The 19,240-nt window shown below is 71.8% G+C and carries 16 protein-coding genes; 8 read left to right on the top strand and 8 right to left on the bottom strand.

All coding sequences use genetic code 11. From position 1 onward, the window contains the following. Positions 1 to 3: 3 nt before the first annotated feature. Positions 4 to 948: an SMP-30/gluconolactonase/LRE family protein gene (locus tag BKD26_RS27430; protein ID WP_084903444.1), complete on the bottom strand. Its 945-nt coding sequence runs from the start codon at positions 946 to 948 to the stop codon at positions 4 to 6. Between the two features lie 232 nt (positions 949 to 1,180). Here BKD26_RS27430 and BKD26_RS27425 point away from each other — a divergent pair, with 232 nt between their 5' ends. Both BKD26_RS27425 and BKD26_RS27420 read left to right on the top strand, forming a co-directional pair. After that, a complete protein-coding gene (locus BKD26_RS27425) occupies positions 1,181 to 2,389 on the top strand; it encodes a cytochrome P450 (protein WP_084903442.1) in 1,209 nt (402 codons plus the stop codon). Positions 2,390 to 2,412: 23 nt separating this feature from the next. Further along, positions 2,413 to 2,643 (top strand): ferredoxin, encoded by a 231-nt coding sequence (locus BKD26_RS27420; RefSeq protein ID WP_084903439.1) that lies wholly within the window; start codon positions 2,413 to 2,415, stop codon positions 2,641 to 2,643. Positions 2,644 to 2,795: 152 nt separating this feature from the next. On the opposite strand, the gene BKD26_RS27415 is transcribed toward BKD26_RS27420, so the two are convergent. Both BKD26_RS27415 and uvrA read right to left on the bottom strand, forming a co-directional pair. After that, positions 2,796 to 4,439, bottom strand: coding sequence for an MFS transporter (locus BKD26_RS27415; protein ID WP_241518873.1), 1,644 nt, complete (start codon positions 4,437 to 4,439; stop codon positions 2,796 to 2,798). A gap of 248 nt (positions 4,440 to 4,687) precedes the next feature. Continuing rightward, the gene (gene uvrA / locus BKD26_RS27410; protein WP_084903434.1) at positions 4,688 to 7,225 is read right to left on the bottom strand and encodes an excinuclease ABC subunit UvrA; all 2,538 of its coding nucleotides are present in this window, start codon (positions 7,223 to 7,225) and stop codon (positions 4,688 to 4,690) included. 149 nt (positions 7,226 to 7,374) lie between these two features. Here uvrA and BKD26_RS27405 point away from each other — a divergent pair, with 149 nt between their 5' ends. The 3 genes from BKD26_RS27405 to BKD26_RS27395 are packed head-to-tail and all read left to right on the top strand — an operon-like array spanning position 7,375 to position 10,827. Next, positions 7,375 to 8,598 (top strand): cytochrome P450, encoded by a 1,224-nt coding sequence (locus BKD26_RS27405; RefSeq protein WP_084903431.1) that lies wholly within the window; start codon positions 7,375 to 7,377, stop codon positions 8,596 to 8,598. 33 nt (positions 8,599 to 8,631) lie between these two features. Beyond that, complete coding sequence (locus BKD26_RS27400; protein WP_084903427.1) at positions 8,632 to 9,789, top strand: CaiB/BaiF CoA-transferase family protein; 1,158 nt, start codon at positions 8,632 to 8,634, stop codon at positions 9,787 to 9,789. A 6-nt stretch (positions 9,790 to 9,795) separates the two neighbouring features. Next, positions 9,796 to 10,827 (top strand): ketoacyl-ACP synthase III family protein, encoded by a 1,032-nt coding sequence (locus BKD26_RS27395; RefSeq protein ID WP_084903424.1) that lies wholly within the window; start codon positions 9,796 to 9,798, stop codon positions 10,825 to 10,827. Between the two features lie 60 nt (positions 10,828 to 10,887). Here the strand turns inward: BKD26_RS27395 and BKD26_RS27390 are convergent, their stop codons facing one another. Continuing rightward, positions 10,888 to 12,309, bottom strand: a complete 1,422-nt coding sequence (locus BKD26_RS27390; protein ID WP_241518872.1) for an alpha/beta fold hydrolase — start codon at positions 12,307 to 12,309, stop codon at positions 10,888 to 10,890. A gap of 183 nt (positions 12,310 to 12,492) precedes the next feature. On the opposite strand from BKD26_RS27390, the gene BKD26_RS27385 reads away from it, so the two are divergent. Further along, the gene (locus BKD26_RS27385; RefSeq protein ID WP_084903419.1) at positions 12,493 to 12,816 is read left to right on the top strand and encodes a 2Fe-2S iron-sulfur cluster-binding protein; all 324 of its coding nucleotides are present in this window, start codon (positions 12,493 to 12,495) and stop codon (positions 12,814 to 12,816) included. Beyond that, complete coding sequence (locus BKD26_RS27380; protein ID WP_084903416.1) at positions 12,813 to 14,078, top strand: FAD-dependent oxidoreductase; 1,266 nt, start codon at positions 12,813 to 12,815, stop codon at positions 14,076 to 14,078. The genes BKD26_RS27385 and BKD26_RS27380 overlap by 4 nt, the downstream gene beginning before the upstream one ends. Positions 14,079 to 14,142: 64 nt before the next feature. On the opposite strand, the gene BKD26_RS27375 is transcribed toward BKD26_RS27380, so the two are convergent. After that, entirely contained in the window at positions 14,143 to 15,252 is a 1,110-nt protein-coding gene (locus BKD26_RS27375; RefSeq protein ID WP_084903414.1) for a hypothetical protein, read from the bottom strand. A 96-nt stretch (positions 15,253 to 15,348) separates the two neighbouring features. Continuing rightward, positions 15,349 to 16,371, bottom strand: coding sequence for an NADP-dependent oxidoreductase (locus BKD26_RS27370; RefSeq protein ID WP_084903411.1), 1,023 nt, complete (start codon positions 16,369 to 16,371; stop codon positions 15,349 to 15,351). 231 nt (positions 16,372 to 16,602) lie between these two features. Here BKD26_RS27370 and BKD26_RS27365 point away from each other — a divergent pair, with 231 nt between their 5' ends. Beyond that, positions 16,603 to 17,085: a nuclear transport factor 2 family protein gene (locus BKD26_RS27365; protein ID WP_206603724.1), complete on the top strand. Its 483-nt coding sequence runs from the start codon at positions 16,603 to 16,605 to the stop codon at positions 17,083 to 17,085. A 63-nt stretch (positions 17,086 to 17,148) separates the two neighbouring features. Here the strand turns inward: BKD26_RS27365 and BKD26_RS27360 are convergent, their stop codons facing one another. Together BKD26_RS27360 and BKD26_RS40925 are read right to left on the bottom strand one after the other, a co-directional pair. After that, positions 17,149 to 18,336, bottom strand: coding sequence for a 4-hydroxybenzoate 3-monooxygenase (locus BKD26_RS27360; RefSeq protein ID WP_084903406.1), 1,188 nt, complete (start codon positions 18,334 to 18,336; stop codon positions 17,149 to 17,151). Between the two features lie 17 nt (positions 18,337 to 18,353). After that, on the bottom strand, positions 18,354 to 19,097 hold the full coding sequence (locus BKD26_RS40925) for an IclR family transcriptional regulator (RefSeq protein WP_084903403.1): 744 nt from the start codon (positions 19,095 to 19,097) through the stop codon (positions 18,354 to 18,356). Positions 19,098 to 19,240 lie beyond the last annotated feature (143 nt).

Below are 19,240 nucleotides of genomic sequence, written 5' to 3'. Positions count from 1 at the left end.
CGGTCACATCCGGCGCAGGCTGAACTGGTCCCAGACCCCCTCGCCCCCGACCAGCCGGTCCGGGCGGCCGCTGACGACATAGGTTCCGAAGGGGGTGACGGTCACTCCGGTGGGCGCCGGATCCGGCCACGGCTCGACGCGCCGTACCGTGCGGGCGCTGCGCCAGCCGTCACCGGACTCCAGCACGGAGACACCGTCCTTGCCCGGGCCGATCAGGGTGTTGGTCACGGCCGCGACGGACCCGTCCGCCCGCAGGGCCAGCGCGGCGCCGCCGACCAGCGCCCGGTCGAGGGTGACCTCCTCCATGGCGGCCGGGTCGTTGAGGGGGACCCGGTAGAGACCTCCGTCGTCGTGGCGCACGGTGAGCAGGAACCCGTCCGGGTGCCACATGACGCCCATGAAGCCGACGTTGGGAGGTGCGACACGTGCCCCGGTGCGCAGCACCCTCGCGCGGCCGTCGGGGTCGATGCGCAGGATGCCGTCGTTGGGTGTGTCCGTGGCGTAGATGTTGCCCTCGTCGTCGAAGGTGAGGTCGTTGATGAGGTTGGCGCCGAGGGTGGTCTCACCGAGCTCGACCAGGTGCCGGCGCTCTCCGGTGGCCAGGTCGAAGACGGCCACGCCCGTGGTGCGGAAGCTGGTCGTGGGGCCGGAGCGCTCGGCGAAGCCCGCGTCGGCGTAGACGGCCAGCAGCCGGCCGCGCGCGGTGTCCACGCGCAGCCCGACGGTGGCCACGATGTCGGGGGTCTCGCCGATGAACTCGGTGGTCCCGCCGTCGGGGCGGACGAGCGAGACGGTGCCGCGGCGCATCGAGCTGACGAGGAACGCGCCCCGGGTGGGGTCCCAGGCGACGCCTGGCGGATGAAGTCCCGGGGTGCGGACGGCGATCGACGCGGGCAGGCCGGCGGGAGCGGCGCCGGGGGCGCTGGCGGCCCAGGTCTGCTGCGACATGTGACTCTCCTCCGGGGCGGGGTGCTGATCTCCCCGAGCATCGCCGAACTCCCTTGAGGAGCACTCGCGTTGCGAGCTCGCTGCGGCAAGGGCGCGGCAGGGCGGTCCAGCCCGGCTCCTCCGGGCGACGAGCGGGGTGCGGCACCCTCGGCCGCGGCAGTGCACCGGCAACTGGGCCGGTCACCGCGGGAACTTCGAGGGCCGGGCACGGCCCCCGGGAGGGAGCGAGGACATGGCAGGCGAGGAAGAAGCGAAGAGGTATCCCTTCAGCGCCCCGCACCGGCTGGACATGGATCCCGCATACGCCGAGATCCGCGCCAACGAGGGCCTCATACGGGTACAGCCGCCGTTCGGGCGTGCCGCCTGGCTGGCCACTCGGTACGAGGACGTCAAGACCGTGCTCGGAGACCCGCGGTTCAGCCGCGCCCGGGCGCTGGAGAACGGGGACGAGCCGAGCCTGATCCCCATGGGGCCGGGCCCGAACACCATCGTGACCACGGACCCGCCGCACCACAGCCGGCTGCGTCGGGTGGTGGCGAAGGCGTTCACCCAGCGCCGGATCGAGCAGCTCCGGCCGCGGGTTCAGGAGATCGTGGACGGCCTCATCGACGACATGGAGGAGAAGGGTCCGCCGAGCGACCTGGTGCACGATTTCGCCCGCCCGCAGCCGGGCAAGGTCGTCTTCGAGCTGATGGGTGTGCCGTACTCGGACCGCGAACAGGTCCAGGAGTGGACGGAGATCGCCCTGTCGACGCCGTTCTCCGGTTACACCCCGGAGGAGAAGAAGGCCGCCTTCGGGAAGATGCGGGCCTATATGCCCGGGGTGATCGCCGCCAAGGCGGAGAACCCCGGGGAGGACCTGCTGACCGTCCTGGTGACGGCCCGCGACGACGAGGACCGGCTGACCGAGGAGGAGACCGTCGATCTCGCCGTGGCCGTGCTGGTGACGGGCAACGAGACCACGGCCGACCAGATCCTCAACCTGGCCTGGCTGCTGCTGTCCCACCCGGAGCACCTGGCCATGCTGCGGGCGGCCCCGGAGAAGATCCCGCAGGCGATCGACGAGATGCTGCGGTACGTACCGCTGGCGACGGGCGCGATGTTCCCCAGGGTGGCCACGGAGGACGTCCGCCTCGGCGACGTACTGGTGCGCGAGGGGGAGGCCGTCCTGCCCTCCATGGCCTCGGCGAACCGTGACGAGGCGGCGTTCCCGAACGCCGGTGAGCTGGACTTCGACCGGGAGAGCAACCAGCACCTGGCGCTCGGGCACGGCGTGCACCGCTGCCTGGGCGCCCAGTTGGCCAGGATGGAGCTCCAGGTCGCCTTCGAGTCGCTGCTTGACCGGTTCCCGGACCTGCGGCTGGTCAAGCCGGCGGAGGAGGTGCCGTGGCGCAAGGGCACTCTGCACCGGGCTCCCCAGGAACTGCTGGTGACCTGGTGACCGGGGTGGAGAGGAGAGGCGCGATGAGCGAGAAGCGCTGGTCCGTCGACGCGGACCGGGCCGCCTGCGCCGGCTCCGGCATGTGCGTGGGCACTGCTCCGGAGCACTTCCGGATGGAGGACGGCAAGGCCCTTGCCCTGGCGGAGACGGTCGATCCGGACGACGCGGTGATCGACGCCGCCGAGGTCTGTCCCGTGGAGGCCATCACGGTACGGGAGCTCGCCACCGGGAAGGTGCTCGCGCCCGAGGTGTGAACGGTACGGCGAACGGCTGGGCCGCCTCTCTGCCATGACAGAGGCGGCCCAGCCGTTGGCCGTACCGGGCGGGTGGCGGGCGCCCGGGACGCCCGTCAGCCGGGTCCGGGCTCCCTGGCGGGATGCCGGACCCGGCTGCTGTGCGCGGTTCGTCAGTGGACGGCCGGCGCGGGCGCCGGCTCGCCGGCCTCCGCGGCGTCCGGGTCGAAGTGCGCCGCTCCGCCCTTCGGCAGGGTGAACATGAGCAGGAACGCCAGCACGGTGGTTCCCATGAAGGTCAGCAGGGAGACCTGGAAGGCGTCGGCGAACGTGAGCGCGGTCTGCTCCTGGCCGTGCTTGTCGATCACCGCGAGTACCTGCGGGTCCTCCTTCTGCAGGGCCTGGCAGCTGGCCGGGGCGGCGCCCGGCTCCTTCTCGTTGGCCCGGTCCACCGAGCAGGTCCGGAAGGACGCCACGAGCTCGTCGATCCGGTCGGCGGGCACGTGTGCGGCCAGTTCCTTGCGGAGGTCGTCGCCCACCCGGCCGGCGCTGTCCCCGGCGTACGAACCGAGTACGCCGAAGAACACGACGCTGACCAGGGCGGCACCGATGCCCGCCCCGACCTGCTGCATGGTGTTGATCAGCGCGGAGGCGGAGCCCGCGTCCTTGCGGGGCGCCTGGCTGAGCACGACCGCCGGGATGGGTGCGGTGACCCAGCCGAAGCCGATACCGAAGAGCAGCAGCGGGACGGCCATCTGCCAGGTGCTGACACCGCTTCCGTAGTGGCCGACCACCCAGACGTAGCTGCCCAGGCCGAGCAGCGCGAGCACACTGCCGACCTGCATCAGCTTGCGCCCGTACTTCTCCGCCAGGAAGCCGAAGGACGTACCCGACGCCACGAAGGCACCGATGCAGAACGGCAGGGTGGTCAGACCCGCGTGCAGCGGGGTCCAGCCGAGGCCGAACTGCATGTAGATCGTCCAGGACAGGAAGAACACGCCGACGCCGCTGTAGAAGACGATCTGGACGGCGAGTCCGGAGACGAAGCTGCGGGCCTTGAACAGGCCCAGCGCCACCAGCGGCGAGCCGTCCTTGTCGGTCTTGACGCGCTCGTACCACAGGAAGAGGACGAACGCGGGGATGGAGACCACCATCAGGACGAAGCCCCAGACCGGCCAGTCCAGTTCGCGGCCCTGCATCAGCGGGTAGACGAGCATCAGCAGCGCGACGGTGGCGATGACGACGCCGATCAGGTCGAGCCGGAGCGCCTGGGGAGACTTGGACTCGCGGATGACCCGCGCGCCGACCAGGAGCCCGATGATGCCCAGCGGAATGTTGATCAGGAAGATCAGCCGCCAGCCGAGCCCGAACAGGTCCCACTGGACCAGGACTCCGCCGAGGCTCAGGCCCGCCACCGCGGCGAGACCGGCGACGCCGCCGAACATGCCGAACGCCTTGCCGCGTTCCTGCGGCTCGAACGTGACATGGATGATGGCCAGGACCTGCGGCACCATGACGGCGGCCATGACGCCCTGGATCAGGCGCCCGGACACCAGCACTCCGGGGCTCTGGGCCACCGCGCACATCAACGACGAGGCGGTGAAACCGGCGACGCCGGCCATGAAGACGCGCTTGCGTCCGTAGATGTCACCGAGCCGGCCACCGGTGATCAGGCCCACGGCGAACGCGAGGCCGTACCCGGCGGTGACCCACTGGAGCGCCGCGTAACCGGCGCCGAGGTCTTCCTGGATGGAAGGGATGGCGACGTTCACGACGGTGCTGTCGAGCAGATCCATGAACGCGGCGACCAGGATCACGGCAAGCGCGATCCATCGCTTGGGGTCCGGGAGCGTGTCCCCGTTTTCCGGGCCTTTTCGATCCGCTGACCTGGAGTCAACAGACATGGCATACCTCTCATCTTGTCCTTGAACGGTGAACAACCAATGGTGTGCGGCCGCACACCGCTCCTCAGCCCTGTCGAATTCAGCCTAGGGAGATGAACTCGACGTTCGGTCGAATCTCACTGTGGGCCTTTTCCCGCCACTGTCCGACGGGTTGACTTATTTCATTCCCCCTGCAAGACCGCACGCAGATACCGGGCGGTGTGGCCGGAGCCGGCCGCGACTGTTTCCGGCGAGCCCACGGCCGACAGCCGGCCGCCCCCGCTGCCCCCCTCGGGGCCGATGTCGATGACCCAGTCCGCCGTCTTGATCACATCGAGGCTGTGCGTCACCGTGACCACCGTGTGGCCCTTGTCGACCAGTTGGTGAAGGATCCCCAGCAGCCGGTCGATGTCACTGGAGTGCAGTCCGGTCGTGGGCTCGTCGAGCAGATAGAGCGTGCTGCGTCCGGCGCGGCGCTGGAGTTCGTTCGCCAGTTTGATCCGCTGCGCCTCGCCGCCCGACAGCGTGTTCGCCGGCTGCCCCAGCCGCAGATAACCCAGACCGACATCACACAGCACATCGAGCGGCTTACCGATCGCGGGCACGTCGGCAAAGAATTCCGCCGCATCCTCGATGGGCATTTCGAGCACATCTCCGATATTTTTCCCGCGGTAATGCACCCGGAGCGTGTCCTCGTCGTACCGGCGGCCTCCGCACTCGTCGCAGAGCAGGAACACATCCGGCAGGAAATACATTTCGACCCGTACGTGCCCGTCGCCCGCGCAGACCTCGCAGCGGCCGCCCGGGGAGTTGAACGAGAACCGGCCGGGCTTGTAGCCCAGCGCCTTGGCCTCGTCCGTCTGGGCGAACAGCTTGCGGACGTTGTCGAGGATGCCGGTGTACGTCGCGGGGGTCGACCGGCCCGAGCGGCCGATGGGGTCCTGGTCGACCTTGATCACCCGGTCGATCAACTCCAGCCCGGCCACCGCGTCGTGGGCGCCCGGAGCCGGGGCCTCACCGCCCAGGGCGCGCTCGGCGCTCCGGTAGAGGATCGAGTCCACCAGGGTGGACTTGCCCGCTCCCGAGACCCCGGTGACGGCGATGAAGGAGCCCAGCGGGAAGGAGACGTCGAACCCGGTCAGGTTGTGCTCCCGGGCGCCGCGGACCACGATCTCGTGGCCGGGGCGCGGCGTACGGCGCCGGTCGGGCACCTGGATGCCGCGGCGGCCGCTGACGTACCCGCCGGTGGGCGAGGTGTCATGGTCGAGCAGTTCTTGTACCGTGCCGGAGAAGAGCAGTTCACCGCCGTGCACACCGGCGCCGGGCCCGAGCTCCACCACCCAGTCCGCGGCCCGGATCAGATGGTGGTCGTGCTCCACCACGATGACCGTGTTCCCCTGGTCGCGCAGGGTGCGCAGGCTGGACAGCAGATGCTCGCCGTCCTTGGGGTGCAGACCCGCCGTGGGCTCGTCGAGCACGTACAGCAGGCCGAACAGCTGGGTGCCGAGCAGGCCTGCCAGCCGGATGCGCTGCGCCTCGCCGCCGGAGAGGGAGGCCGCGGGCCGTTCCAGGGTCAGGTAGCCGAGCCCCACCTCGTTGAGGAAGCCCAGCCGTGCGGTGGTCTCGTCGACGGCCTGGGCGACGACCGCCCGGTCCCGGTCGGCGACCTCCAGGCCCCGGAAGAACTCCAGGCACTGCGCGAAGGACATCGCGCCGACCTCGGCGAAGTTCCGGCCGGCCACCCGCACACCGAGCTGGGCCTTCGACAGCCGCGCTCCACCGCACTCCGCACACCTCACCGGGTGCATGAAGCCTTCGAGCCGGCTCGCGCCGCGTTCGGTCACCACGTTGCGGTAGCGGTGGCCCAGCCAGGGCACCACGCCCGTGAACTCGACCTCCTTGACGCGCTCCACGCCCTTGCCGGGTCTGCGGAGCTTCACCTGGATCCCGGCGCCGTGGAGCAGGGTGTGGCGCAGCTCCTCGGGCAGCGTCCGCCAGGGCTGGTCGACGCTGTGACCGGACTCCGCCACCAGCACCGCCACCACCTCGCGGATCTGGTCGGCGATCGGATGCATCCAGGGCTCCACGGCGCCGCCCGCGATGGTCCGCTCCGGATCGGGCACGAGGGAGTCGAGGTCGACCTCGGCCTGCGTTCCCAGGCCCTGGCAGCCCTGGCACTGGCCGAAGGGCAGGTTGTAGGAGAAGCCCCGGCTGGTCATCTCCGGGACCGCGGTGTCATGGCCGTCCGGACAGCGCAACCCCTCGCCGCCGCCGGTCAGGACGGCGTCGCAGACCAGGCAGTGCGGGATGCCGATACGGGCGTACACCACGCGCATCAGGTCGTAGATCTCGGTGACGGTGCCCACGGTGGAACGCGGGCTGCGCGAACCGGAGGAGCGCTGGTCCACCGCGACGGCGGAGCACATCCCGGTGATCCGCTCCACCTCCGGCTGAGCCATCTCGTTGAGGAACTGCCGGGCGTACGAGGACATCGACTGGACCTGGCGGCGCTGCCCCTCGGCGAAGATGGTGCTGAAGGCCAGCGACGACTTGCCCGACCCGGAGACCCCGGTGAACACGGTGAGGGTCCGGTGCGGGAGTTCGACGTCGACGCCCATCAGGTTGTGCTCCCTGGCGCCGACCACGACGAGCTTCTCCGGGAGTTGCCCTGATGCGGGCCGCTCGGTGGCGAGCTGTCCCAGCGGGTCGATTACCGTCATAGACCTCTTCCTTCCGGTTGAACCACCACCGTGGCAGCCGGCCCTCGACACTCACTCGACCCGCTGCCCAGCCGCCCGGCCACCCGGACTCCAGTACGGATCCACTTCTCCGGGCGATCCTCGTCCCACGTACTGAGGAGGGTTCCGCCATGACCACAGAGGCCGTCACGTCCGGACCGGAAGCCGGTACTCCGGTGTTCCCGTACAAGCGCAAGTGCCCGTTCTCCCAGCCCGAGGAGTACGGGCCGATGATGGAGAAGGCCGCGATATCCAAGGTCAAGCTGATCACCGGCATCGAGGTCTGGGCGGTGACCGGGTACGAGAACATCCGTCAGCTGCTGATGGACCCGAGGATCAGCTCCTCGCGCAAGCACGAGAACTTCCCCTTCTACTTCCAGGCACCGCCGGAGTTCCGCACCGAGACCTCCTTCATCGGGTACGACGCGCCCGAGCACACCACCACCCGCCGCAAGGCCGCGGTCACCTTCACCAACCGCCGGGTGCAGCGGCTGCGCGAGAACATCGCCAAGAACGTGGACGAGCGGCTCGACGCGCTGATCGCCGCCGGCTCCCCGGCCGACCTGCACGCGATCGTCTCGCTGCCGGTCCCGATGACCCTCATCTGCGAACTGCTCGGCGTCCCCTACGAGGACCACGCGTTCTTCGCCGAGCACGGCACCAACCTGCTGGGCGGACACAGCTCGGCCGAGCAGCGCCAGGCGGCCATGGTGGAGGTCGGCGCGTACCTGGAGAAGCTCGTCGACCTCAAGGAGCGCGAGCCGGCCGACGACCTGATCAGCCGGGCGATCGTCGCCTACAAGGAGTCCGGTGAGGAGTACACCAGGCGGGACCTGGTCAACCTCTGCCGGCTGCTGATGAACGGCGGCCACGAGACCACCGCCAACATGATCTCGCTGTGCACCATGGCCCTGCTGCGCAACCCGGAGCAGCTGGAGCAGCTCAAGGCCGATCCCGAGCTGATCGGCCCCGCCATCGAGGAGTTGGTCCGCTACATCACCATCGGCGACCTGGCCATCCCGCGGGTCGCGCTGGAGGACATCGAGATCGACGGCGTGACCATCAAGAAGGGTGACGGCATCCTCTGCCTGAGCCTGACCGCCAACCGCGATCCGAAGGTCTTCGACCGCCCCGACGAGCTGATCCTCTCCCGGGGCACCCGCCGCCACCTCGGCTTCGGCCACGGCGCGCACTACTGCATCGGCGCCGATCTGGCCCGCGTGGAGCTGGAGATCGCCATCAGCAAGATCTTCGAGCGGCTGCCCAACCTCCAGCTGGCGGTGCCCTTCGAGGACATCAGGACCAAGGAGGGCTCGGTCGTCTACGGCGTGTGGGCGCTGCCCGTCAAGTGGTGAGCCCGCCCACGGGGCAAGGGAGAGGAGAAGCCCATGGGGGGCCCGCTGCGAGGAGTGCGCGTCGTCGAGCTGACCGGCATCGGCCCCGCGCCGTTCGCCTGCATGTTCCTGGCGGACCTCGGCGCTGACGTGGTGCGGGTGGACCGGACGGACGGCGTACGGCCGTACGCCGACGAGCACCGGGTCTTCGACCGCGGACGCCGCTCGGTGGCGCTGGACCTGAAGGACCGGCGCGGGGTGGATGCCCTGCTGCGGCTGACGGCTCGCGCCGACGTCCTGGTGGAGGGCTACCGGCCGGGGGTCGCCGAGCGTCTGGGCATCGGCCCGGAGGACTGCCGGGCCGGCAATCCCGGCCTGGTCTACGCCCGGATGACCGGGTGGGGGCAGGACGGGCCGCTGGCCCAGGCCCCCGGCCACGACATCAACTACCTGGCCCTGTCCGGCGGGCTCGCCGCCATCGGGCGCGGTGAGGGGCCGCCCGCCGTGCCGCTCAATGTGATCGGGGACTTCGCCGGGGGTGGCCTGCTGCTCGTCGCCGGTGTGCTCGCCGCACTGCTGGAGCGCGGCCGCTCCGGGCGCGGCCAGGTGGTGGACGCGGCCATCACGGACGGCACCGCCGCGCTGTTCGGGATGCTGATGTCGATGACGGCATCGGGGAACTGGCGTCCCCGGCTCGCCGGCAACCTGCTCGACGGCGGGGCACCGTACTACGACGTCTACACCTGCGCCGACGGGCGGTACATGGCCGTCGGTGCCATGGAGGAGCCCTTCTACCGTGAGCTGCTGGCCGGTCTGGGGCTGGCCCCCGAGTCGCTGCCGGACCGTGCCGACGCGGCCAACTGGCCGGCCCTGCGGACGCTGTTCGCCGAGCGGTTCGCCAGCCGTACGCGAGACGAGTGGGCCGCGCTGTTCGACGGGACGCAGGCCTGTGCGACGCCCGTCCTGGACGTCACCGAGGCCGCCGCGCACCCGCACCACCGGGAGCGCGGCACCTATGTGACCGGGGACGGCCGGCTCCAGCCCGCCCCCGCCCCACGGTTCTCCGCGACCCCGCCACGGCTCCCGGACCCCGCCCCGCGGCCCGGCGGGCACACGGAGGAGGTCCTGTTCGAGTGCGGGCTGACGCCCGCCGACGTCAGACAGCTGATCGCGGACGGGGTGGCCATGAGCCCCGCGACGACGACGAGGTGAGCACCGGTGAAACTGGACGACATCTACCTACGGGCCACCGGCGTGCGTTTCCCCGCCCTGCTGCCGGTGGCCGACGCCATCGCCTCCGGTGCGTGCACGCCCCAGCTCGTCGCCCGTACGGACGTCGAGTCGGTCTCGGTCTCGCTGGGCGAGTCCGCCGCCGAGATGGGCGTGGCCGCGGCGCGCAGCGCGCTGGCCCGCGCCGGGTCCACCGGTGCCGAGGTCGGCCTGATCCTGCACGCCGACACCTATCACCAGGGGCACGACGCCTGGCCCGTCGCCTCGTACATCCAGCGCGAGACGCTCGGCAACACCTGCCCGGCCATCGAGATCAAGCAGATGTCCAACGGCGGTATCGCCATGCTGGACCTGGCCGCCGCGTATCTGAAGGGTCTGCCGCGCACCGGCGACGCGCTGCTGAGCACCGCGGACCGCTACTGCCTGCCCGGCTTCGACCGCTGGCGGACCGACCCCGGAACCCCCTACGCCGACTCCGGCACGGCCGTGGTGCTGTCCCGGCGCGGCGGCTTCGCCCGGGTGCGCTCGCTGGCGATGTACTCCGACTCGGCGCTGGAGCCGATGCACCGGGGCGACGACCCGTTCGGTGACGCGCCGTTCGCGAACCGGATCCCGGTGGACTTCGAAGCCGCCAAGCGGTCGTTCATGAAGGAGTTCGGCCTCTCGTTCGCCATCAGCCGGGCCAATGCCGGCCAGCAGGTGGTGGTCAAGGAGGCCCTCGCCGACGCCGGGCTGGAACTGCCGGACGCGGACTGGGTGCTGCTGCCGCACTTCGGGCGCCGCAGGCTCAACTCCATCTACTTCGAGCAGTTCGGCATCGACCCGGCGAAGACCACGTGGGAGTTCAGCCGTACGGTCGGACATCTGGGGGCGGGCGACCAGTTCGGCAGCCTGGACCACCTGATGGTCTCGGGACGGGCCAGGCCGGGCGACCGGGTGGTGCTGGTGGGTGTGGGCGGCGGCTACAGCTGGGGGGCCGCGGTGCTGGAGATCCTGGACGTCCCCCGCTGGGACATCTAGCGGCGGCACGCGGAAGGGGCCGGTCACGGACGACCGGCCCCTTCCGCGTGCCCGTACGGGTCAGTCCTCCGGGATCGCGGGGACGGGATGGGCGCCGGGCACGCTCACCCGGGCCGGCGGGAGGACCCCGTCCACCAGGTAGCCCTCGACGTACGCCTCCAGCTCGGGATTGGAGCCGCTGAGCACGTAGACCTCGTGGTCGCCCGAGTCCTCCACCGTGATCAGGTGGTGGCCGAGCAGCTCGGCCATGGCGACCCCGCCCTCGTGGTCGTCCAGCGGGTCGCCGTCGGCCTGCACGATCAGGCCCACCGGATAGCCGTCCCGGGCCGGGACGGTCGGCGGTTCGGGGGACTCGAAGGTACGGAAGGCACCCACCCAGGGCGCCGCGCGCAGCACCCCGTGGCCGAACGGGTACTTCTCCCGGCACTCGCGCATGTCCGCGTAGTACGTCTCCAGATCGGCCGGCCACTCGGTCTCCAGCGTGACCGCCTCCAGCACGCTCTGGCGGACCTGCTCGTTGGCCCGCGCGCCCCAGCCGCCGGTGCTGTGCCGGGCCAGCAGGGTGCCCGCCCGCTCGGCGTCGCCCTCGGCGGTCGCGGCCAGCAGCCCGCCGACCAGCAGGCCCAGCTTCTCCCACGCCGAGCGGTCGGTGGCCAGGCTGCCCACGGTGCCGTCGAAGGAGGTGCGGGCGTGCGTGCCGTGCGGCTGGGCTTCGAGCCGGGCGGCTACCCGCTCCACGGCCGCGAACACCTCCCGCGCCGTGGTGCCCAGGCCGAAGTGGCCGTTGCGTCGGGCGGTCCACTCCGACCACCGGTCCACATTGGCGCGGACCGCGGCGGCCTGGGCCAGGAACTGCCGGCGCCAGGTCCAGCCGGGGTGCACGCACGAGTCGAGGACGCTGCGGTCGAGGCGCGCGGGGAACATCGTCCCGTACACCACGCCCACGTAACTGCCGTAGGCGTAGCCGAGGAAGCTGAGCCGGTCCTCCCCCAGGGCCGCCCGGATGGCGTCCATGTCCCGGGCGGTGTTGCGGGTGTTGATGTGCGGGCGCACGGTGCCGCCCGCGCGTCGGCAGCCCTGCTCCCGCTCGTACATGTCGGCGGCCATCGCCGCGAACACCTCGTCGGGCGGCCGCGAGTCGAAGGGCGCGGTGGTCGGCGTGACCTCGATGGACAGCTGGGTGGAGGCGCCGGTGCCGCGGGGGTCGAAGCCGATGAGGTCGTAGACATCGGCCAGCGGGGTGTCGTACAGCCGGCCGGGCAGGTCACGGCCCTGGCCGCCGTCGCCCCCGGGACCGCCGCTGACGCCCAGCAGGATGCCGCGCCGGCGTACCGGGTCCTTGGCCCGCAGCCTGCTGACGGCGATCGAGATGCGCTCGCCCTCCGGGTCGGCGTAGTCCAGCGGGACGTCGAGTGTCGCGTACTCCAGGCGCTCGTCGGGCCCTGCGGCCGTCCATTCGAGCCGCTGGGTGGTCTGCAACATGGGGCCTCCGTCGGGGTCCAAGAGCGTCATGTGTACGGCCCAGGGTCGGGTGGTGCTCTCGAACCGGCCTGGAGCGGCGCTGTCCGGGCCCGGCCCGGTTCGAGAAGCCCTCCAGCACCTCCCCAGCGTCCGGCCGCACGGTGGGGAGGTGGTACGGCTGCCAGACATCGCGGAGGACCTCACATGGCCAAGATCACTTACCGGCATCCGGACGGAACCGTCACGGTGCTCGAAGTCCCCAACGGCAACTCGGTGATGCGCGGCGCGGTCATCAACGGCGTCCGGGGCATCGTGGGCGAGTGCGGTGGCGGGGCCATGTGCGGGACCTGCCACGTCTACATAGCCGAGGACTCCACGGCACCGCTCCCGCCGATGCCCGACATCGAGCACGAGCTGCTCTACACGACCGCCTGCGAGCGGCGCGACAACAGCCGTCTGAGCTGCCAGCTCCCGGTCACCGACGACATCGACGGCCTGGTCGTGGACATGCCGGAGCGGCAGCTGTGAGCGCCCCCGGGCCCGTGGTCGTGGTGGGGGGCGGCCAGGCCGCGTGCACGGTCGCCGCCGCGCTGCGCGAGGGCGGCTGCCGGGCCCCGGTCACCCTGGTCGCGGGCGAGGGGGTGCTCCCCTATCAGCGCCCGCCGCTGTCCAAGGACTTCCTGGGCGGGTCCGGGGGCGGCTTCGAGGACGTGGTCCTGCGTGCCCGTTCGTACTACGACGAGCAGGGCATCGACGTGATCGCGGGCGATCCGGCGGTCGCCGTCGACCGGGCAGGGCGCGGGGTCGTGCTCGGCTCGGGCCGGCGGCTGCCGTACGAACGGCTGGTGCTGGCCCTCGGCGCGCGGCCGCGGACCCTCGACGTGCCGGGGGCCGGACTGGACGGCGTCGTGACCCTGCGTACCGTCGCCGACGCCCGGGAGGTACGCCGGCGGCTGGAGCCGTGCCGGCGGCTGGTCGTCGTCGGCGCCGGGTTCATCGGCCTGGAGGTGGCCGCGGCGGCGACCAAGCGGGGCGTGCCGGTGATGGTGGTCGAGACGCAGCCCCGGGCCATGGCGCGGGTACTGAGCGAGACGTCCGCCGCGCACCTGGTCGGGGAACACCGCGCCCACGGCACGGAGTTCCGCTTCGGCCGTGGGGTGACGGGCTTCCTGGGCGACCTGCGGGGGCGGGTACGCGGGGTGGCGCTGGACGACGGTGTGGTGCTGCCCGCCGACCTCGTGGTCGTCGGTGTCGGCGTACGGCCGCACACCGCTCTGGCCGAGGACGCGGGGCTGGTCACCGACGACGGGATCGTGGTCGACGCGTACCTGCGTACCAGTGATCCGGCGATCAGCGCCGTCGGGGACTGTGCCCGTCATCCGGGCGATCCGGCCGGACGGCCGGTGCGCCTGGAGTCGGTGCGCCTGGAGTCGGTGCAGAACGCCACCGACACGGCCCGTGCCGTCGCCGCCGACATCTGCGGGAACCCGGTGCCGTACCGGGCCGTTCCCCGGTTCTGGACCACTCAGCACGCCGTCAGTGTGCAGATCGCCGGGCTGACGGCGAGGCACGAGGAGACGGTGGTCACCGGCGCCCTGGCGGCCGGTCGGTTCTCCGTGCTCTGCTTCGGCGGGGGCCGGCTGCTGGGGGTGGAGTCGGTGAACCGGCCCGCCGACCACATGGTGGCCCGCAGGCTGCTGGCCGCGGACGCGGGGCTCACCGCGCGGGAGGCCTCGGCCGAGGGCTTCGACCTGATGGCCTGGTCCCGGGCGGCGGCGGCCATGGTGTGACGCCCACACGGAACACAGCGGGGGCCGGTCCGAAGCGGACCGGCCCCCTTGGCGTCGTGGCTCCCTACGCGTCGGCGAACAAGGCCGCGGAGTAGTTGCGGGCCGCCTTCGTGATGTCGAAGCGCAGCGCCACATGGCTGGTGGCCGCCGTGACGTCCCGCCAGAACCGTTGCAGCGAACCCGACTCGGTGAGCCCGGCGGTTCCGGCCGCCCGCAGCAGGCCGGTCAGCGCGTCGGCGACCAGCTCCCCGGAGAACGAGGCGTTGCGCTGGTTGCGGGCCATGAACTCGGGGGTGAACGCCCGGGCGTCGATGACCTGGGCATTCTGTTCCACGAGGTGGCGGGCGGCGTCGATCCGGCCCGACGCGCGGACCAGTTCCACCTCGGCGGCGTCGAAGCGCTTCTTGTTCGCCAGCCCGGCCGCGGCCGCCTTCAGGGCCCCCTGGGCCGCGCCGACGGCGGGACCGATGAAGGTCAGCGCGCCGGACGCCTGGAAGGGGACGTTGTGGGTGGGCTGGGTGGACCAGCTGTTGCGGCCGGTCTCCATGTCGGCGCGGGCGAAGGAGCGATGGGAGGGGACGTATGCCCCGGAGACCACCACGGTGTGGCTGCCGGTCGCCCGCATCCCCGCGCAGTCCCAGGTCTCGATCGTCTCGAACGAGCCCCTGGGGAGGGCGAAGAAGCGGAGTTCCGGGGGGCCCTCGCCGGCCACCGCGCCACAGAGCAGCACCCAGTCCGCGAAGTCCACACCGCTGATGTACGACCACGAGCCGCTCAGCCGCCACCCGCCGTCGGCGGCCTGCGCCTTGCCGGAGGGCACGAGGCCGGTGGCGATGAAGGCGTCGGGGCCGCCGCCCCACAGCTCCTCGTGCCCCGCCTCGGGCAGGTGGGCGGCGAACCGCGAGGAGGCGGCGAGCAGGGAAGCGCACCAGCCGGTCGACGCGCATGCCTGGGAGACGGTCAGCACACCGCCGACCAGTTCGGTGAAGGTGCCGTCGGTGCCGCCCCAGCGGGAGGACACGAAGTGGCGGGCGAAGCCGGCCTCGCGCAGCCCCGCCACCACCTCGGGGGCGAGCCGGCGGGTGGTGTCGGCGTCGGCCGCGTGCTGGGCCGCCAGGTGGGAGAGTTTCTCGGCCACCGCCCCCAGTCCGGTGTCGAGTTCAGCAACAGGCATCGGTGTGTCCTCCTCGCGGGATGGGTCGTGCGGAACGTCCAACGCCGTCGGTGCCGTACCGGGTACGGCACCGACGGCGCGGGCCGGGTGAGGCGTTCACGAGAGCCGGGCCACGGCCGTGCCGGTGTGCTTGCCCTTCAGCAGCGCGATCATCGCCTCCGGCAGCGCGGCCACCCCGCCTTCGACGACGGTGTGCGGGAAGCTCGCCTTCCCCTCGCTCAGCCAGGTGCTGAACTGCGCGTTCCAGCCCTCGATCTGGTCCGGGGTGTGCAGGGTGGCGAAGCCGCGCAGGGTCAGCTCCCGGGGGATCAGGCCCGGGAGGTCGAGACGGGGCGCGGCACCTTCGTGGTCGCCGTGCTGCCCGGCGAGCGAGCCACAGAGGGCGAATCGGGCGCCGGGGGCCGCCACCTGCACGGCCGCCTCGAACTGTTCGCCGCCGACGTTGTCGAAGAAGACGTCGATGCCCTCCGGGGCCAGCTCACGCAGCCGCTCGGCGACCGGGCCGTCGTGGTAGTCGAAGGCCGCGTCGTAACCGGCCTCCTGGGTCAGGAAGTCGATCTTCTCCTTGGAGCCGGTGCTGCCGATGACCTTCCCGGCGCCCAGGGCCTTGGCTATCTGCCCGGCCAGGCAGCCGACGCCGCTGGTCGCACCGGACACGAAGACCACATCGCCCTCCCGCACCTGGGCGATGTCGACCATGCCGCGCCACGCCGTCGGGCCGTTGGACAGGAAGTACTCGGCGGACGGAAGCTGTGCCCGGTCCCGCTTGAAGAAGCCTCCGGCGTGGCCCACCGCGTACTCGCGCCAGCCGTTGAAGTGCTCCACCAGGTCACCGACGGCCAAGTCGGGGCTGTTGGACAGGATGACCGTGCCGACGGTGCGGCCCCACATGGCCTGTCCCGGCTGGAACACCGGGATCGGGATGTCGGTGGCGGGCCGCATCTGGTCGCGGTAGACCGTGCCGAGCGACATCCAGTCGTTGCGTACGACCACCTGTCCCTCACCGGGCTCACCGAGTTCGACCTCGGCGACCTCGAAGTTTTCCAGGGTGACCTCGTCCCCGGGATAGGAGACCAGCCGTACTTCCCGGCTCTTCGGGGGGATGACCTCGCTGGTCATGGACTCTCCTTCGAGTTGACGTGCGCCTCGGCTGCCCTGGTGCGCAGCCCGCCCGACGACGGTAGGAGCGGGTCCTCGAACAGGGGTCGCCCGGAACTCGACCGCGTGGGAGGAGCGATGCCCGGCCCGCTGGAGCGCGGCTCCAGCGCCGCTGTGGGCGCCGCCCGCACGGTGGTCCCGTGCGGCCGCTGTCGGGATGCGGCACGCCGTCCCAGCCGAAGGAGTTGTGCCGTGTCGCAGACCACGCAAGGCCCCGCCGTGGCCCCCGTCGTCAGTGCGGACCTGTACGTGGAGGTACAGAGCTTCTACGCCCATCAGATGCCGCTGCTGGAAGGACGCGATCTGGTGTCGTTCGCCGGCACCTTCACCGACGACTGCGTCTTCGGTTACGAGGGCGCCTGGCAGCTGGAGGGCCGTGAGGCGCTGATCGGCGGGATGCGGGCCGCCATCCCCCGGTACGGGACCAGCACGATCCGGCACTGGTTCGACGGCCGGCGGATCGAGCCGCTCGCCGACGGCACCGTGCGGGTCACCGCCACCGCGCTGGTCAGCGTCACCGACGAGGAGGGGGCGGTGACCTTCGAACCGAGCTGTACGGTCACGGACGTGCTGGTACGCACCGAGGACGGGCTGCGCACCCGGTCCCGCCTCATCCGCCACGACCTGGACGACCCGGGCCGCTACTTCGCCCGGCTGGCCGCGAGCCAGGCGTAAGCCGCGGACCGGCAAGCCCCCGAGGGGCGGGGACGCGCTCCCCGCCCCCGGGAGCCCGGCGGATCACGCCGGGCACAGCAGGCCCGTGCCGACGTAGTTCTCGGCCAGTGCGGTCGCCGCGGCCCTGGACCGGCACAGGTACTCCAGCCGGGAGAGCTGCGCGCGGTCGTCGAACTCCCCGGCCGCGCCCTCCTGCCGGTGCAGCAGGGTGGTCATCCAGGAGGAGAAGTCCTGGGCCCGCCAGATGTGTTCGAGGCAGGTGGCGGTGTACGAGTCGAGCGGGCCCGGGTCGCCCGCGCGGTAGTGGGCGGTCAGCGCGCGGGCGAGCACCCGGGCGTCGGCGACGGCCAGGTTGAGTCCTTTGGCGCCGGTGGGCGGGACGATGTGCGCCGCGTCCCCGGCCAGCAGCAGCCGCCCGTGGCGCATCTCGCCGCAGACGAAGCTGCGCATGCCCGTGACGCTCCGGTCGACGATCTCGCCCTCGTCGAGCCGCCGGCCGTCGTCGGTGGCGAGCCGGGTCCGCAGCTCCTTCCAGATCCGCTCGTCGGGCCAGTCGGTGGCCTTGGTGCCGGGCTCCACCTGGAGGTAGAAGCGGCTCATCTGGGGGGAGCGCATGCTGTGCAGGGCGAACCCGCGCTCGTGCCGGGCGTAGACGAGCTCCTCCGCGGACGGCGGCACGGCCGCCAGGACACCCAGCCAGGCGTACGGGTAGTCGCGCTGGTACGTACGCAGGGAACCGGGCCGTACCGCGGCTCGGCTCACTCCGTGGAAGCCGTCGCAGCCGGCGATGAAATCGCACCGCAGCTCGTGCTCGCCCGTCGCCGTGCGGTAGGTGATCACCGGTGAGGCGGAGTCGGTGCCCGCGACGGCGGTGACCTCGGCGCCGAACTCCAGGGGAGCGCCGACGGACCGGCGCAGATCGATGAGGTCGGCGACGACCTCCTGCTGCCCGTACACGGTGATGGCCCGGCCACCCGCCAGCCGGCTCACCGGGATGCGGTGGCCGCGGCCGCCGAAGCGCAGTTCGATGCCGTGGTGGACCAGGCCCTCACGCAGCAGGCGCTCTCCGGCGCCCGCCTCGCACAGGGCCTCCACGGTGGCCGGTTCCAGCACGCCCGCGCGTATCCGGCTCCGTACGTATGCCTCGTCCTGGCGTTCCAGCACGACGGAGTCGACGCCCTGGCGGTGGAGCAGCTGCGCCAGCAGCAGTCCGGCCGGGCCCGCGCCGATGATTCCCACCTGGGTACGCATACGTCCTCTCCTTCGGTTCATGCGCCGGCCACCGCGAACACGGCACGGCCGGTGGACTCCTCCGCGGGGGTCCGCGCGAAGCTCTGCCGGATCCGGCCGGCCGCGGCGAGCAGTACCGGCAGACAGCCCTTGGCGTCCGAGAAGGCGGCGACGCTCAGCCCCACGGCGGCGACGGCGGTGCCGTCACCGCCCATCACGGGTACGGCCACCGAGCACATGCCGGGCCGCACCGCGTCGGCGAGGACCGCGCAGCGGCGCCGCCGGATCTCGGCGAGCCGCGGGCACGGTCCCGGCTCCTCGTGGCGGCCGTGCGCGAGCAGTACCAGGCCCGCGGCGGAGCGCTTCAGCGGGACCCGCATGCCCATCACGCCGGGCGGGCCGCCCGTGCGGCGGCTGCCCAGGTGCTCGATGTAGACCACGTCGGAGCCGTCCGGCACGGCGAGGTGCACATCGGTACGGGTGACCTCGTACAGCATCTGCAGGTACGGCAGCGCGCTCTCGCGCAGCCGGGTACGGGTCACCGAGAGGGTGCCCAGTTCCCACAGCCGCAGCCCGACCCGGTAGCGGCCGTCCGGGCCGCGTTCGAGCGCGCGCCAGGCCACCAGCTCGGCGAGGATGCGGTGCGCGGTGGCCAGCGGCAGGCCGGTGCGCCGGGCGATGTCCGACAGCGACAGATGCTGGTGGGCCATGTCGAAGGCCCCGAGGATGGCCAGTGCGCGACGGGTGACCGAGGCGCCCGCCTCCCGTGTGTTTCCCGCCATCCTGGCCCCATTTCCGCAGCACGCCCCGACGATTTGGCGGCACTCATCGTGGGGCGCGGTCCTCAAGACCCGCTGGGGCAGTGGTCAATACGCCCCGTGCACTCGTCATGGGGCCTCAAGCAGCGCTCCAGGAACGGCTGTTG

The organism is Streptomyces sp. CB03238 (assembly GCF_002099185.1).
Classification (GTDB): Bacteria; Actinomycetota; Actinomycetes; order Streptomycetales; family Streptomycetaceae; genus Streptomyces.
The sequence above is the reverse complement of the archived record's forward strand: the minus strand, read 5'-3'. Positions and strand labels throughout refer to the sequence as shown.